This window comes from Dyella sp. CR10 (assembly GCF_055814425.1).
The window spans coordinates 4,964,790-4,980,497 of sequence record NZ_CP185986.1 but is presented as its reverse complement, the minus strand read 5'-3'; the positions used below and the strand labels follow the sequence as shown (position 1 = coordinate 4,980,497).

The following is a 15,708-nucleotide window of genomic DNA, read 5'->3' as shown; positions in this document are numbered from 1 at the left end:
GACGCACCATCGGGCCGCACGACCTTGCGGTAGCCTGAAAAAGCGCGTCGCACCATGGAGAGCCCGGGACATGCAGGATCTCAATGACATCCTCTATTTCGTGCAGGTGGTGGAACAGGGCAGCTTCACCGCCGCCAGCCGGGCGCTCGGCGTCGCCAAGTCTCAGCTGAGCTTCCGCATCGCGCGGCTGGAGGAGAACCTGGGCGTACGGCTGATCCAGCGCACCACGCGCCGCTCGCACGTCACCGAGATCGGCCGCCGCTACTACGACCAGTGCCGCCTGATGCTGGCCGCCGCCGACCGCGCGCAGGAAGTCATCGACGATGCCCAGGCCATTCCGCGCGGACGCCTGCGCGTGGCCTGCCCCGTGATGTTCGCGCAGCTGCTGCTGGCACCGGTGCTGGTGGGTTTCCTGCGCCGCCACCCGGATGTGCAGATCGATCTGGACATCTGCCATCACCAGGTGGACGTGGTGGCGAACGGCTACGACATCGCCTTCCGCGTGCGCTCGGCGGTGCAGGATTCCAGCCTCGTGGTGCGCAGCTTCGGCATGGATCCGCAGATGCTGGTGGCCAGCCCCGATCTCCTGCAGCGCATCGAGCCGCCGCAGCAGCCGGCCGACCTAAGCCACGTGCCCAGCATGAGCGTGCTCTCCTGCGAAGGGCGCCATTTCTGGACCCTGCTCGACGCCGCCGGCCATGCGCAGCGCGTGGAGCATCACCCCAGCCTGGTCAGCGACGATCTGCAGGTGTTGTATCAGGCGGTCACCGGCGGACTGGGTATCGCCCAGCTGCCGCGCTTCATCTGCCGCGACCCGATCGCGCGCGGTCAGCTGGTTCCGCTGCTGCCGGCGTGGAGCCTGCCGCCGGGCAACGTGCACGCGGTCTATCCCTCGCGCCACGGGCAGACGCCGGCGATGCGCTGCTTCGTCGACTATGTGGCCGAACACCTGCCCGACGTGCTCGCGCGGACCCAGCGCGGCGTTCCCGGCGGCGACGTGAAACCGCTGCTCGCGGTGGCCTGAGCGGGGCTGGTCAAGCTCCAGCTCACTTGAGAAAATTCCGCATCCATCGCTCCACAGGGGGCGCGATGGCTCACGCGCCCGCATCGGACGCACCCGCAATCAACGGACGATACCCAGGGATCCGCTCATGAAAATCAAGCTATTGCCGGCGCTCGGCCTGCTGGCCGCCTTCGCCTGGAGCGCGCCGCTGCTCGCCGCGCCCGCCGACGAACCGGCCGCCGAAGAAGGCACCTCCGCCGACACCGAGGTCTTCCTCAAGTCGCTGCACCCCGCCACCGGCAATGTCGCCATCCCCGGCGCGCAGGCCACGCTCAAACTCGACAAGGGCTACAGCTTCCTGTCGGCCAAGGAAGCGCAGGAAGTGCTGACGCGCCTGTGGAACAACCCGCCGGACAAGGAAGTGCTCGGCATGATCCTGCCCAGCGAGGACATGCAGGTGCTGGTCGACGACAAGGCCTGGGCGGTGGTCGTGACCTTCGTCGACGAGGGCTATGTGTCCGATGAGGATGCGGCCAAGATCGACTACAACGACATGCTCAAGGACATGCAGGAAGGGACCAAGGAAGAGAACGCCGAGCGCCTCAAGCAGGGCTATCCGGCGATCGAGCTGGTCGGCTGGGCCGAACCGCCGCATTACGACGCGAACAGCCACAAGCTTTACTGGGCGCGCAATCTGCGCTTCAAGAAATCCGACGGCTCGCCCGAAGGCGCCTCGCTGAACTACGACATTCGCGTGCTCGGCCGCCGCGGCTACCTCTCGCTCAACGCGCTGGCGCCGATGGACCAGCTCGCCCAGGTGCGCGCGGACATGCCGAAGGTGCTGCAGATGACCGAGTTCAACGACGGCGAGCGCTACACCGACTACAACGCCAAGACCGACAAGGTCGCGGCCTACGGTATCGGCGCGCTGGTGGCCGGCGGCATCGCCGCCAAGGCCGGCCTGTTCGCCAAGCTCGGCGCGCTGCTGCTGGCATTCAAGAAGGTGCTGGTCGCCGGCGTGATCGCGGTCGGCGCCGCGCTGCGCAAGCTGTTCGGGCGCAAGAAGGCGCAGTAAGTCGCCTCTCGCGCGCACGAAAGCCCGGTCCGCACTGCGGGTCGGGCTTTTTTCATGCGCTACGTCGTCCCGTCCAGCCGCACGCCGAGCAACGCCAGCCGGCGCAGGCCGTCGGCGCTCGGCACCAGCGCGCGCCCCTGCGCCGCTCTGCGCAGCCAGCCCGCGTCCAGCATCGCCGCCGTCATCGCCACGCCCAGCGGACCGCCTACGTGCAGGCGGCGCTCGGTCCAGTCCAGGCAACTGCGACCGTGCAGGCGCAGCAGACCGTCCGCGGCATCGGCGTCCAGGCCGGCATCGATCAGGGCATGCGCACCGGCAGGCCGCAGGCGCAAGCCTTCGCTGGCCGCCTCGAGGTAATGGCGCTGGAGCATGCTTTCGCAGAACGCGACGCCCAGTTGGCCGGCCAGATGGCGATAGCAGGTGCGAGCCCGCCGCACCGCTGCATCGGCCACCGGCTTGATGGCCGCGCCACGGGCGCGCGGCATGGCCAGCGCTTCGAGCATCGCCGACACTTCGTCGTCGGCGAGACGGTAGTAGCGATGGCGGCCCTGCACGTGCAGCGCGAGCAGGCCGCCGTCCAGCAGACGCTTCAGATGCGCGCTCGCGGTCGCCGCGCCCACGCCGGCAAGGTGCGCCAGCTCGCCAGCCGGACGCGCAGTGCCATCGGACAGCGCCAGCAGCATGGCCGCGCGCGCCGGCTCGGCGAGCAGCGCGCCGACTTCGGCTAGCTGATAGCGGTTCATGGCGGGGGCATCGGTCATACGGGCAGTCTAGTGGCCACAGCACGCGGACGTTTCGCTACCAGACGAAACGATAGCGATGCGCCTGTCAAACCGCCGCGCTGACAAGATCCAGCAGCCAGCGCAGGCCGGCGTCGGCATGGTTGCGCGGGTGCCAGGCCACGGAGAGTGCGAAGCCTTGGGCCTTGAACGGCAGCCTGAAGCTGTCCAGGCGATCGGCGTAACGTGCGCCGAGGCGTGACGGCAGAGTGGAAACGTAGTCCGTCGCGCACAGCAGCTCCGCGGCCATGGCAAAGCTCTGCACCGATGCGACGACGTCGCGGCTGCGGCCGAGCGTTTCCAGATGTTCGTCCATGAAGCCGTGGAAGCTGCCGCCGCTGGTCGACACCAGCACGTGGCGCAGCGCGCAGTAGCCGGCCAGGGTGAGCGGACGCGTGCCACGCGGATGACCTTTGCGTTGCGCCATCACGAAGCGTTCGTCGTAGAGCTTCCGCGCCTTCATGCTCGCCGGCACCATGCGCTCGGATCCGAGCAGCAGATCGACCTCGCCGCTTTCCATCTGCGCGGCGATACGTGGCAGCTCCGGTGCCACGAAGGCCAGGCCGACGCCGGGGCCGGCTTCGTGCGACAGCTGCTCCATCAGGCGCAGGCCGAGCACCGAGAAGGCGTTGTCGTTGGCGGCGATGACGAAGCGGCGCTTCGCTTCGCGCGGATCGAAGGTGGAGCGGTAGCGCAGCACCGATTCCAGGTCCTTCAAGGCCACGCGCAATGGCTCGGCCAAAGCCAGCGCGTGTGCGCTGGGCACCATGCCGCGGCCGGTCTCCGCGGGAATCAGCAGTGGATCGCCGAATGCGTGACGCAGCCGCGACAGCTGGGTCGACACCGCCGGCTGGGTGAGATGCAGGCGCTCGGCGGCGCGGGTGACATTGCGCTCGGCCAGCAGCACGTCGAGGGTAAGCAGCAGATTCAGATCGAGGCCGCGCAAATCAATCATGTTGATAGGTCCTATCTCGACTATTCATTTCAAAGATAGGTCGGCGCTCCCTAAGGTGGCAACCAGCCCTCACGGAGATCCGCCATGAAAGCCTGGTTCCTCGATCAGCCTGGACAGCCGCTCGCCCTGCGTGACGTCGACGCTCCGCAAGCGCGCCCTGGTGCGGTGGTGGTGAAGATGGAAGCCGTCCCGCTGCTCAGCTATACCCGCGCCTATCTCGAGGGCACCCTGCCCTACGCGTATCCGCCCGGTCCGTTCACGCCAGGGACCAATGGCGTCGGTACGGTGCAGGCGGTCGGCGCGGGCGTGCATCACTTCCACGCGGGACAGCGGGTAGCGCTTAACCCTTATTGGATCGCCGATGAAGCCGTGACGGAACCCGCGCAGGCCCTGCTCGGCCTTACCGGCATCAGCGCCGACAGCGCTGCGATGCTGGCCGCGTTTCCGCATGGCACCCTGCGCGAAATCGCCGAAATGCCTGCGTCCACGCTGGTGCCGCTGGATGGCCTGGAACATTTGCCGGCCGAGCGCCTGGCGACGTTGTCGAAGTTCGCGGTGCCCTTCGGCGGACTGCGTCGCGGGCGGCTCGCCGCGGGCGAAACCGTCGCGGTGAACGGCGCCGCCGGCAACTTCGGCTCGGGCGCGGTGCTCGCCGCGCTGGCGATGGGCGCGGCAAAGGTCGTGGCGATTGCACGTCGGCCCGAGGCACTGCAACGCCTGGTCGAACTCGGCCGCGGCCGCGTGCTGCCCGTTGTGCTCAGCGGCGACGCGCCAGCGGATGCGATAGCGATACGCGACGCGGCGGGCGGCAGCATCGATCTGGCGTTCGACATGGTCGGCCAGGCACGCGATCCCCACAGCACCCTCGCCACGCTGCACAGCCTGCGCCGCGGCGGCCGCCTGGTATTGATGGGCAGCATGCAGGGCGAGCTGCCACTGCCGTACGGGCAGATGCTGATCAACAACTGGGAGCTGATCGGGCACTTCATGTACACCCGCGCCGACTACCTGGCGCTGGTGTCGCTGGTGCGGTCCGGCCTGTTGCCGCTGGATGACGTGGAAGTGCGGCGCTTCGGCTTCGAGGACCTAGAGCGGGCCATCGACGATGCGCAGACGCTGCAGAGTCTGCGATCGACCGTGGTTGCCTTGGCGGGCTGATACACGAAAAAAAGGCGCCTCGAAGGCGCCTTTTTTCTTGCCGTGCGAGCGATGCTTACTTCGCCAGCCCATCCACCACCGCATTCAAGGTGGTGCTCGGCCGCATCGCGTTGCCCAGGAGCGCGATGTCCGGGTGGTAGTAACCGTGGATGTCCACCGCCTTACCCTGCGCGCCGTTGAGCTCGGCGATGATCGTCGCCTCGTTCCCGGTCAACGCCTTGGCCACCGGCGCGAAGATCGCCTTCAGCTCGGCGTCCTCGTTCTGCTCGGCCAGCGCCTGCGCCCAGTACATGGCGAGGTAGAAGTGGCTGCCGCGGTTGTCCAGCTCGCCGACCTTGCGCGCGGGCGACTTGTTGTTGTCCAGGATCTTGCCGTTGGCCTGGTCCAGCGCCTTGGCGAGCACACCCGCCTTGGCGTTGCCGTAGCGGTTGCCCAGGTGCTCGAACGAGGCGGCCAGGGCCAGGAACTCGCCCAGCGAATCCCAGCGCAGGTAGTCCTCTTCCAGGAACTGCTGCACATGCTTGGGCGCCGAACCGCCCGCGCCGGTCTCGAACAGGCCGCCGCCGGCCATCAGCGGCACGATCGACAGCATCTTGGCGCTGGTGCCCAGTTCCATGATCGGGAACAGGTCGGTGAGGTAATCGCGCAGCACGTTGCCGGTCACCGAGATGGTGTCCTGGCCCTTGCGGATGCGCTCCAGCGAGAAGCGGGTGGCCTCCACCGGCGACATCACGCGGATGTCCAGGCCGCTGGTGTCGTGATCCTTGAGGTAGCGCTCGACCTTCTTGATCAACTGCGCATCGTGCGCGCGCTGCGGATCGAGCCAGAACACCGCCGGCGTGCCGCTCAGGCGCGCGCGGGAGACCGCGAGCTTCACCCAGTCCTGTACCGGCGCATCCTTGGTCTGGCACATGCGCCAGATGTCGCCGGCTTCCACCGGCTGTTCCAGCAGCACGTTGCCGTTTTCGTCGATCACGCGCACGACGCCGTCGGCGGCGATCTGGAAGGTCTTGTTGTGCGAACCGTATTCCTCGGCCGCCTGCGCCATCAGACCCACGTTGGGCACGCTGCCCATGGTGGCCGGATCGAACGCGCCGTTGGCCTTGCAGTCCTCGATCACCACCTGGTACACGCCGGCATAGCTGCGATCGGGGATGACCGCCTTGGTGTCTTGCAGCTTGCCTTCGGCGTTCCACATCTTGCCGGAGTCGCGGATCATCGCCGGCATCGAGGCGTCGACGATCACGTCGCTGGGCACATGCAGATTGGTGATGCCCTTGTCGGAGTTGACCATCGCCAGCGCCGGGCGGCGGGTGTATTCGGCCTGGATGTCGGCGGTGATCTCCGCCTGCTTCTGCGTCGGCAGCGCATTGAGGCGCGCGTACAGATCGCCGATGCCGTTGTTCGGATCGAAGCCGATCTGCTTGAGCGTATCGGCGTGCTTGGCCAGCACGTCCTTGTAGAACTCGCTGACCACGATGCCGAACATGATCGGGTCGGAGACCTTCATCATGGTGGCCTTCAGATGCAGCGAGAACAGCACACCCTGCTGCTTGGCATCGGCGACCTGCGCGTCGATGAAGGCGGCCAGCGCCTTGCGGCTCATCACCGCCGCGTCGATGATCTCGCCGGCGCTGATCGCGGTCTTGTCCTTGAGCACGGTGGTGCTGCCATCCTTGCCGGACCACTCGATCTTCACCGAGGTGGCCTGGTCGACGGTGGTCGACTTCTCGCTGCCGTAGAAATCGCCGCCGTCCATATGGGCCACGTGCGACTTCGAATCCTTGCTCCACGCACCCATCTTGTGCGGGTGCTTGCGTGCGTAGTTCTTCACCGAGAGCGGCGCGCGACGATCGGAGTTGCCTTCACGCAGCACCGGATTCACCGCGCTGCCCTTGACGCGGTCGTAGCGCGCCTTGGCGTCCTTCTCCTGCTCGTTCTTCGGCTCGTCCGGATAGTCCGGCAGCGCGTAGCCCTGCTGCTGCAGTTCCTTGATCGCGGCCTTCAGCTGCGGCACCGAGGCGCTGATGTTGGGCAGCTTGATGATGTTCGCGTCCGGCGTGGTGGCCAGCTGGCCCAGTTCGGCGAGGTCGTCGGCGATCTTCTGTTCCGGCTTCAGCTGGTCGGGGAACAGCGCCAGGATGCGGCCGGCGAGCGAGATGTCGCGCGTCTCCACCGCGATGCCGGCGGCGCCGGCGAAGGCTTTGACGATGGGCAGCAGCGACTGCGTTGCAAGGAACGGCGCTTCGTCCGTGAGGGTGTAGATGATCTTCGGCGTGTTGGACATATCTGCGGTGGCCTCTTGCAACGACGTTGACAGGTAGGGAAGCGCCGTCGTCCGGCGGCGCGCGGAACCGACGACATGGCGGCGAGTCCGCGAAAGCCAAGCATTGTCGCGTTTTCGGCCAGGGGACGGAACCGCCCGGCGGTCTTGCCCGATCCTCCAGCCAGCACACGCACGTACGGCGAGGTATGGGCAAGTGCCCTTGCCATGTCGTGCGATATGGACACGCGATGCCACCCGCGCCTCGCTGGTACCTTCACGCGTCACCGCCGACGATGGGCGCGACCTCGCCCATGTCCCTGGAAGGAAAAGCCATGCCCCGTTCAACACGGAATCTCCCGGCATCGCTCGCCGTCGCCACGATGCTGGCCATCTGCGCGCTGCCCGGCCACGCCGCCGATAGCCAGGTCCTGCTCAAGACCACGCGGTCCTGGGACGGCAAGCCATATCCGCCCTACGGCGCGACTCAGCCCGAGATCACGGTGCTGCGCATTCTCATTCCGGCCCACAGCACGCTGGCCTGGCATCACCATCCGGTGATCAACGCCGCTTACGTGTTGCAGGGCGCGCTCACGGTCGAGAAGCGCGGGAGCGACGGCAAACCCGGCGACGCCTGCTCGATCGCCGCGGGCGAGGTGCTGCCCGAACTGGTGAACCAGGTGCATCGCGGCTACACCGGCGCGGAGCCGGCGACGCTGATCGTGTTCTACGCCGGCACCGAAGGCAGCGACATCACGGTGCCGGACATCCTGCCCGCCGGCGCCACGCCGGCGCAGCAGGCCGTGCCCTGCCGGCAGCGGCAGGCCCCGTCCTCCTGAGAACCTGCGAACCGGAAACAGAAAGGGCGCGGCATGGCCGCGCCCCTTTGTTTCACGACGTACCTTCGGGCGTGCTGCTTACTTCACCGAGAAGTCCTTGGTTCCCGCCGGCTGCCCGTTGAGCGTGACGTCCACCTTGTAGTTGCCGGCCGGCCAGCCGTCCGGCTTGCTGATCTCGAACGAGGTAGTGGCCGGACCGGTGGGCGCGATGGTCTTGCTGTCTTCCTTCACCGTCTGGCCGTCCTGGTAGGTCCACTTCACCGCGATAGTCGCGGTGCCGCTGCCGGTAGTGCTGACCGCGGCATAGATGCTGTCCTTCGGGCTGAAGGTGGTGGTGGCCGTGCTGACCTTCTGGTCGGGACCGACGGCGCTGCCCAGGTCGATGGAAGCCAGGCTGACCGCGGCCTGCACGGGCGCAGGCGCGGCGGGTGCCGCCGGCTGCGCGGCGGTGGCGGCCGCGGGCGGCGCGGCGGGCGTGGCCGCCTCCTCCTTCTTGCCGCAGGCGGTCAGGGCCAGGGTGGCGGCCAGTGCGAACGCGATCAGGTGCGGGGTGGTGAACTTCATGCGTGTCTCCTCCGTTAGGCCTTGGCGGGAATCTTCAGCACCTGACCGGGCTTGATCAGGTCCGGATTGCTCAGCTGGTCGCGATTGGCATCGAAGATGCGCTTCCAGTCGGCAGTGCCGTAGAACTGCTTGGCGATCTTGGAGAGGTTGTCGCCGGACTGCACCGTGTATGTCTGCTCGGCATCCGGCGCGGTCGAGGCGACCGTGCTCTCCACGTTGCTGAAATCCGCCTTCGGCGCGTCGGGCGCCGTGGATTGGACCTCGCTCTGCACGTTGGAGAAATCGGGTTTGCCCGTTTCATTGCCCATCGAACACTCCTCCATCCCGTATGGAGCGGCCAGTATCCGGCAATGAAGTTAACGCGTTGTGATAGGCCGACGGCTCGCCAAGGCCAGCCGGGCCCGCGGTTCAGGAGGCCCGCGCGACGTCTCGTCGCGTGGCCCGGCGCTCGCGCCGGCGCGAACGCCACGCCTTCCAGTGATCGGCCAGGCAGCTGAAGATGACGTACAAGGCCGGCGTGCTGAGCAGGGTGAGGCTCTGCGAAATCAGCAGGCCGCCGATCAGAGCGATACCGAGCGGACGGCGCAGCTCCGAACCCTCGCCCAGGCCGATGGCGATCGGCAGCGCGGCGAGGATCGCCACCATGGTGGTCATCATGATCGGGCGGAAGCGCACGATGCAGGCCTCGCGCGCCGCCTCCAGCGGCGACTTGCCGTGTTCGCGCTGCGCCACCAGGGCGAAGTCGATCATCATGATCGCGTTCTTCTTGACGATGCCGATCAATAGCACCAGCGCGATCTGCGCGACGATCGACAGCTCCGTATCGGTGATCCACAGCGCCAGCAGCGCACCCATGCCGGCGGCCGGCAGCGTGGACAGGATGGTGACCGGGTGGATCAGGCTCTCGTAGAGCATGCCCAGCACGATGTACACCGTGATGATGGCCGCGGCGAGCAACAGCAGCATGCCGCTCTGCGACTGCTGGAAGCGGCGGAAATCGCCGCCCACATTGAGGCGGATGTCGCCGGGCATGCGCATGTTGGTCACGGTGGCCTGCACGATCTGCATCGCCTCGCCCATGCTCACGCCGGGAGCGAGGTTGAAGCTCAGGTCCATCGTCGAGTACTGGTCCTCGTGCGAGATGGTCGACGGCGCCACGCCCGGCTCCTGCCGCGCGAACGCGGTGAGCGGCACCATCTCGCCTTTGCTGTTGGCCACGTAGATGCGATTGATCGCCTCGGGCGTGGCCGTCTCGTTGGGCAGCGCGTTGAGCACCACCTTGTACTGGTTGATATCCGAGTAGATGGTGGAGATCTGACGCTGGCCGAAGGCGTTGTACAGCGCGCTGTCGATGGTGCCGATGCCTACGCCCAGGCGCGCGGCCTTGTCACGGTCGACCACGATGTTCTGGCGCAGGCCGGCATCGTCGATGTCCGAGCCGACGTCCTTGAGCTTGGGGTTCTTCTTCAGTTCGTTGACCAGCTTGGGCAGCCAGGCCTGCAATTCGCCGATGTCGTTGCCCTGCAGCGAGATCTGGTACTGCGCGCCCTGCCCGCCGCCGCCGAAGCCGCCGCTGGGAAGATCCTGCAACGGGCGCAGGCGCATGTTGAGGTCCGGATACTTGGCGGCCTTCGCGCTCAGTCGGTCCAGCACCTGGAACGTGGTTTCGCGACGACCTTCGGCACGGGTCTTCAACTCGATGCTGAAAGAGCCGCTGGTGCCGGTGCGGCTGGTACCCAGGCGCGAACTTACCGACTTCACCGCCGGATCGGCCAGCAACATGGCGGTGATGCGATCCTGCCGCTTGATGGTCTCGCCGAAGGACACTGTGGCGCTGGAGGTGGAGCGGCCCCAGATCAGGCCAGTGTCCTGCGGCGGGAACAGGCCCGAGCGCACCGAGCCGGCGAGGAACACGGTGGCCACGATCAGCGCCAGCGGCGTCAGCGCGAACAGCAGCGCGTGGCGCAGCGAGAAGTTCAGCGCCGTGGTGTAGATGGCGAGCATTCCCTCATGGAACTTGTCCAGCGCGCGGTCCAGGCGCGATGGCTCCTTGCGCTTCCTGTCGTCGTGCGCACGCAGGAAACGGCCGCACAGCGACGGGGTGAGCGTGAGCGACACCAGCATCGACATGACGATGGCGGCGACCAACGTCAGCGTGAACTCGTGCATGAACAGGCCGGTGAAGCCGCTGGCGAACAGCAGCGGGATGAACACCGCCACCAGCGAAGCGGTGATCGAGACGATGGTGAAGCCGATCTCCCTGGCACCCAGCAGCGTGGCCTGGAAGCGCGGCACGCCCTCGTCCATGTGGCGGATGATGTTTTCGATCACCACGATCGCATCGTCCACCACGAAGCCGATCGCGATCACCAGCGCCAGCAGGGTGAGGTTGTTGAGCGTATAGCCGAGCAGGTACATGCACACGAACGCGCCGGCCAGCGACAGCGGCACGGCCACGCCGGCGATCAGCGTCGGCGCCAGCCGGCGCAGGAACAGCGCCATGGTGAGCACCACCATGGCCAGGCTGATCAGCAAGGTGGCCTGCACCTCGTGCAGCGAGGCGCGGATGGTCGGCGTGCCGTCGAAATACGGCATCAACCGGGTGCCCGGCGACAGGAAGCTGCGCAGCGTAGGAATCAGATCGCGCACCGCGTCGACGGTGGCGATCACGTTGGCGTCGGCCTTCTTGTACACGTACATCAGCACCGCCGGCCTGCCCTGGTACCACGCGGCCTGATAAGCGTCCTGCTGGCCGGCATAGACCTTGGCCACGTCCGACAGGCGCACCGGCGTGCCGTTGCGCGTGGCGATCACCAGGTCGGCGAACTCCTCGGCCGTGTGCAGATTGTCGTTGGCGGTGATCGCCATGGTGGTCACGCCGTTGGACAGGAAGCCCTGCGGCGAGGTGACGTTGGCGGCGATCAGCGCGTTGCGGATCTGGTCGGGCGACAGGCCCATCGAGTTGACCGCGCGCAGATTGAGATCCACGCGGATGGCCGGCGTCGCCGCGCCGGCGATATCCACCGAGGCCACGCCGTCGAGCTGGCGCAGGCGCTGGGCAAGCAGCGAATCGGCCACGTTGTAGAGCGTCGCCGCCGATTGCGTGTCGGAGGTCAGCGCGAAGGCGATGATGGGGTCGTCGTTCGGATTGGCCTTCTGGTAGCTCGGCTGGCTGGTCAGACCGCTGGGCAGATCCGGCTGGGCGGCATTGATGGCCGCCTGCACGTCGCGCGCGGCCGAATCCAGGTTGCGCCCGCTCTGGAAAATCATGAATACCGACGCGCTGCCTTCGGAACTGCGCGAGCGCATCGTGTCGATACCCGGCACCTGACCCAGGTGGCGCTCCAACGGGGCAGCCACGGTGGAGGCCATGTTGCTGGCGTCGGCGCCGGATTGGCTGGCCTGCACGAAGATCACCGGAAACTGGATTTCCGGCAGGGCGGCGACGCCCAGCAGCGAATAACAGATCACGCCGAGAACGAACACACCGATGGCGAGCAGCGAGGTGCCGATGGGACGGCGGATGAACGGACCGGAGATGTTCATGCGGTTAGCGTAACGGGAGAACGGCCGGCGCAGCGCAGGCGCCGGGTGAGGCGGGATATCCAGGACTCAACGCGCCGGACGTGGATCGGTTGAACGAACGAGCGGGGGCCTTCTGGCACTGGCGAGGCACCCCAGGACGCCGAAAGGGGCGGAGCCTCCCGGCCCCACCCCTTCGTCGCGTCACCGCGTCGTTGCATTGGCGGCGGCTTCACGCCGCCGCGCTTCCACCGGTGGCTGCGCGTTCCAATGCGCGGCGTTCGCGCCGCACCTTCAACCAGTCGGAGAAGCGCTCCATGTACAAGTAGATCACCGGCGTGGTGTACAGGGTGACCAGCTGTGACAACAGCAGGCCGCCGACGATCGACACGCCCAGCGGCCGGCGCAGCTCCGCGCCGATGCCGTTGCCCAGCGCCAGCGGCAGGGCACCGAGCATGGCCGCGGCGGTGGTCATCATGATCGGGCGGAAGCGCAGCAGGCACGCGCGGCGGATCGCCTCGGCCGCGCTCATGCCGGTGCGCTGCGCCTCGATCGCGAAGTCGATCATCATGATCGCGTTCTTCTTCACGATGCCGATCAGCAGCACGATGCCCACGATGCCGTCCACCGACAGGCTCATGCCGCACAGGATGAGCGCGAGCAGCGCGCCCACGCCGGCCGGCGGCAGAGTGGAGATGATGGTCAGCGGGTGGATGTAGCTCTCGTAGAGCACACCCAGCACGATGTAGATCACCACGATCGCGGCGAGCAGAAGCAGCACTTCATCGCCCAGCGAAGAGGAGAATTCCGCCGCCTTGCCGATGAACTGCCCGCGTACCTGCGGCGGGAAGTTGAGCTGCTGCTCCAGCTCGTGGATAGCCTTGACCGCATCGGACAGCGAGTAGCCCGGCGCCACATTGAACGACAGCGTCACCGCCGGCAGCTGCTGCTGGTGGCTGACCACCAGCGGTGCGCTGGTGACCTGGGCGCTGGCCAGCGAAGCGATCGGAATGGTGCCGCCGGCACCGACCTGGAAGCCGATGTTGCCGGTGTTGCCGATGCCCGCCGGCGTGGCCGAGTTGCTCGAGGCCACCTGGCCGAAGGTGGTGGCGTTGCTTCCGGTGAGCGCGCCGTTGCCGTTGCCGCGCACGGTGAGCTTGTTGAGCAGATCCTGGCTGGTGCGGAACTCCGGCGCCACCTCCAGCACCACGCGGTACTGGTTGAGCTGGGTGAAGATGGTGGAGATCTGGCGCTGACCGAAGGAGTCGTACAGCGTGTCGTCGATGGTCTGCACCGGCACGCCCAGGCGGCTGGCCTTCTCGCGGTCGATGGTCAGCTTCAGCGCGTTGCCGCTGTCGGCCAGATTGTTGTCCACGTCGGACAGCTCGGGGCGCTGGCGCATGGCCTGGGTCATCTGGTTGGCATAGCCGGCCAGCTCGGTCGAACTCACCGCGGACATCGAATACTGGTACTCGGTGGCGGCCACGCGGCTGTCCAGCGTCACGTCCTGCACGGGCTTCAAGTACAGCGCCACGCCCGGGATGCCGGACACCGCCTGCTGCAGACGCGGCAGGATGGCATCCAGGCCGCCGCGCTCGCCGCGTTCCTTCAGCACGATGCTGAGCTGGCCCTGGTTGAGCGTCGGGTTGATCGAGCCCGCGCCGATGAAGGCGGCCACGCCGCTCACCGCCGGATCCTTGCGCAGCGCCTCGGCCACGGCCTGGGTGCGCTGCTCCATCTGCGGGAAGGCCACGTTCTGATCGGCCTGCACCACGCCGGTGATCAGGCCCGTGTCCTGCTCGGGCAGCAGGCCCTTCGGAATCACGATGTACAGGAACACCGTCACCACCACGGTGATCAGCGCGACGAACATGGTGAAGCGCTGGTGCGCGAGCACCCAGCCCAGGGTGCGGTCGTACAGGTCCACCGTGCGCGACCACACCGTGCGCCTGCCGGCCGCGGCGTGGCGCTCGTGCGCATCGTCGCCTTCCGGCAGCGCGTCGGGCTTGAGCAGGTAGGCGCACATCATCGGTGTCAGGGTCAGTGACACCAGCATCGAGATCGCCACGGCAATGGTCAGCACCCAGGCGAACTCATGGAACAGGCGGCCGGTGACACCGGGCATCAGCAGCAGGGGCAGGAACACGGCGATCAGCGAGACGGTCAGCGACAGCACCGTGAAGCCGATTTCCTTCGCGCCGATCTCGGCCGCTTCCTTGCCGCTCTTGCCCTGCTCGATGTAGCGGACGATGTTCTCGATCATCACGATCGCATCGTCCACCACGAAGCCGGTGGCCACGGTCAGCGCCATCAGCGACAGGTTGTCCAGCGACATGCCGGCGAAGGCCATCACGCCGAACGTGCCCATCAGCGACAGCGGCACCGCTACCGAGGGAATGATCGTGGCCCACAGCCGGCGCAGGAACACGAAGATCACCGCCACCACCAGGAACACGGTGAGGATCAGAGTGAACTGCACGTCCTCCACCGAGGCGCGGATGGTGACGGTGCGGTCGGCGAACACATCCAGGTGCACGTCGGCCGGCAGCACGCTGCGCAGCTCCGGCATGATCGAGCGGATGTGCTCGACCGTCTGCACGATGTTGGCGCCCGGCTGGCGGCGGATGTCCAGCAGCACCGCCGGCTTGCCGTTGGCCCACGCGGCGAGCTGGTCGTTCTCCACGCCGTCGATCACGCGCGCCACGTCGGACAGGCGCACCGGCGCGCCGTTCTTGTAGCTGATGATGGTGTTCTTGTACTCGGCCGCGTCGACCAGCTGGTCGTTGGTGCCGATGCTGTAGCTCTGGGTCTTGCCGTTGAGCGTGCCCTTGGGCGCATTCACGTTGGCCTGGGTGAGGGCGCTGCGCACGTCCTCCATGGTCAGGCCGAGGTTGGACAGCTGCGCCGGGTTCACCTGGATGCGCACGGCCGGACGCACGTTGCCGGCGATCGAGACCAGGCCCACGCCCTGCACCTGCGAGAGCTTCTGCGCCAGGATCGAATCGGCGATGTTGTTGATATCGCGCAGCGGCAGGCTGTCGGAAGTGAGCTTGAGCGTGAGGATCGGCGCGTCGGCCGGATTCACGCGGTTGTACACCGGCGGGTACGGCAGGTTGTTCGGCAGCGTGCCCTTGGCCTGGTTGATCGCCGCCTGCACGTCCTGCGCGGCGATGTCGATGTCGCGGTCCATGGCGAACTGCAGCACGATGGTCGACAGGCCCGCGGACGAGTCGGAGGTCATCATGGCCAGGCCGGAAATCTGGCCGAAGTTGCGTTCCAGCGGCGTGGTGATCAGCGCCGCCATGGTGGACGCGCTGGCGCCCGGATACTGTGTGGTGACCACCAGGCTGGGCGCATCGATTTCGGGCAGCGCCGAAACCGGCAGCTGGCGATAGCCCAGGATGCCGAGCAGCATCACCGCCACCATCAGCAGCGAGGTGGCGATCGGTCGGCGAATGAAGAGCGTCGAGAATCCCATGGTTACCTGGATGGCCGTCCGTTGTGGACTTCAGGGCGCGGCGCGTCTATGCGCCGCGCGTGGCGCCGGGCG

General features: G+C 67.1%; 11 protein-coding genes. 4 read left to right on the top strand and 7 right to left on the bottom strand.

The features are described from left to right. Positions 1-70: 70 nt before the first annotated feature. Both ACNR9O_RS22295 and ACNR9O_RS22290 read left to right on the top strand, forming a co-directional pair. Positions 71-1,024: a LysR substrate-binding domain-containing protein gene (locus ACNR9O_RS22295; RefSeq protein WP_473684608.1), complete on the top strand. Its 954-nt coding sequence runs from the start codon at positions 71-73 to the stop codon at positions 1,022-1,024. A gap of 127 nt (positions 1,025-1,151) precedes the next feature. Then, positions 1,152-2,078 carry a DUF2167 domain-containing protein gene (locus ACNR9O_RS22290; protein ID WP_473684610.1) on the top strand — a complete coding sequence of 309 codons (927 nt, stop codon included), beginning with the start codon at positions 1,152-1,154 and terminating at the stop codon, positions 2,076-2,078. A 59-nt stretch (positions 2,079-2,137) separates the two neighbouring features. On the opposite strand, the gene ACNR9O_RS22285 is transcribed toward ACNR9O_RS22290, so the two are convergent. Further along, complete coding sequence (locus ACNR9O_RS22285) at positions 2,138-2,821, bottom strand: ArsR/SmtB family transcription factor (RefSeq protein WP_473684612.1); 684 nt, start codon at positions 2,819-2,821, stop codon at positions 2,138-2,140. Positions 2,822-2,906: 85 nt separating this feature from the next. Further along, positions 2,907-3,812 (bottom strand): LysR family transcriptional regulator, encoded by a 906-nt coding sequence (locus ACNR9O_RS22280; RefSeq protein ID WP_473684614.1) that lies wholly within the window; start codon positions 3,810-3,812, stop codon positions 2,907-2,909. Positions 3,813-3,896: 84 nt separating this feature from the next. On the opposite strand from ACNR9O_RS22280, the gene ACNR9O_RS22275 reads away from it, so the two are divergent. Then, positions 3,897-4,970, top strand: a complete 1,074-nt coding sequence (locus ACNR9O_RS22275; RefSeq protein ID WP_473684617.1) for a zinc-binding dehydrogenase — start codon at positions 3,897-3,899, stop codon at positions 4,968-4,970. A gap of 55 nt (positions 4,971-5,025) precedes the next feature. Here the strand turns inward: ACNR9O_RS22275 and ACNR9O_RS22270 are convergent, their stop codons facing one another. After that, entirely contained in the window at positions 5,026-7,257 is a 2,232-nt protein-coding gene (locus ACNR9O_RS22270) for an NADP-dependent isocitrate dehydrogenase (RefSeq protein ID WP_473684619.1), read from the bottom strand. 311 nt (positions 7,258-7,568) lie between these two features. On the opposite strand from ACNR9O_RS22270, the gene ACNR9O_RS22265 reads away from it, so the two are divergent. Further along, positions 7,569-8,072 carry a cupin domain-containing protein gene (locus tag ACNR9O_RS22265; RefSeq protein WP_473684621.1) on the top strand — a complete coding sequence of 168 codons (504 nt, stop codon included), beginning with the start codon at positions 7,569-7,571 and terminating at the stop codon, positions 8,070-8,072. 78 nt (positions 8,073-8,150) lie between these two features. Here ACNR9O_RS22265 and ACNR9O_RS22260 read toward each other — a convergent pair whose 3' ends face one another. From ACNR9O_RS22260 to ACNR9O_RS22245, 4 genes are all read right to left on the bottom strand, one after another. After that, on the bottom strand, positions 8,151-8,636 hold the full coding sequence (locus tag ACNR9O_RS22260; RefSeq protein WP_473684623.1) for a hypothetical protein: 486 nt from the start codon (positions 8,634-8,636) through the stop codon (positions 8,151-8,153). 14 nt (positions 8,637-8,650) lie between these two features. Next, positions 8,651-8,944, bottom strand: coding sequence for a LysM peptidoglycan-binding domain-containing protein (locus ACNR9O_RS22255; RefSeq protein ID WP_473684625.1), 294 nt, complete (start codon positions 8,942-8,944; stop codon positions 8,651-8,653). Positions 8,945-9,044: 100 nt separating this feature from the next. Continuing rightward, entirely contained in the window at positions 9,045-12,182 is a 3,138-nt protein-coding gene (locus ACNR9O_RS22250) for an efflux RND transporter permease subunit (protein ID WP_473684627.1), read from the bottom strand. A gap of 208 nt (positions 12,183-12,390) precedes the next feature. Further along, on the bottom strand, positions 12,391-15,636 hold the full coding sequence (locus ACNR9O_RS22245; RefSeq protein ID WP_473684629.1) for an efflux RND transporter permease subunit: 3,246 nt from the start codon (positions 15,634-15,636) through the stop codon (positions 12,391-12,393). Positions 15,637-15,708 lie beyond the last annotated feature (72 nt).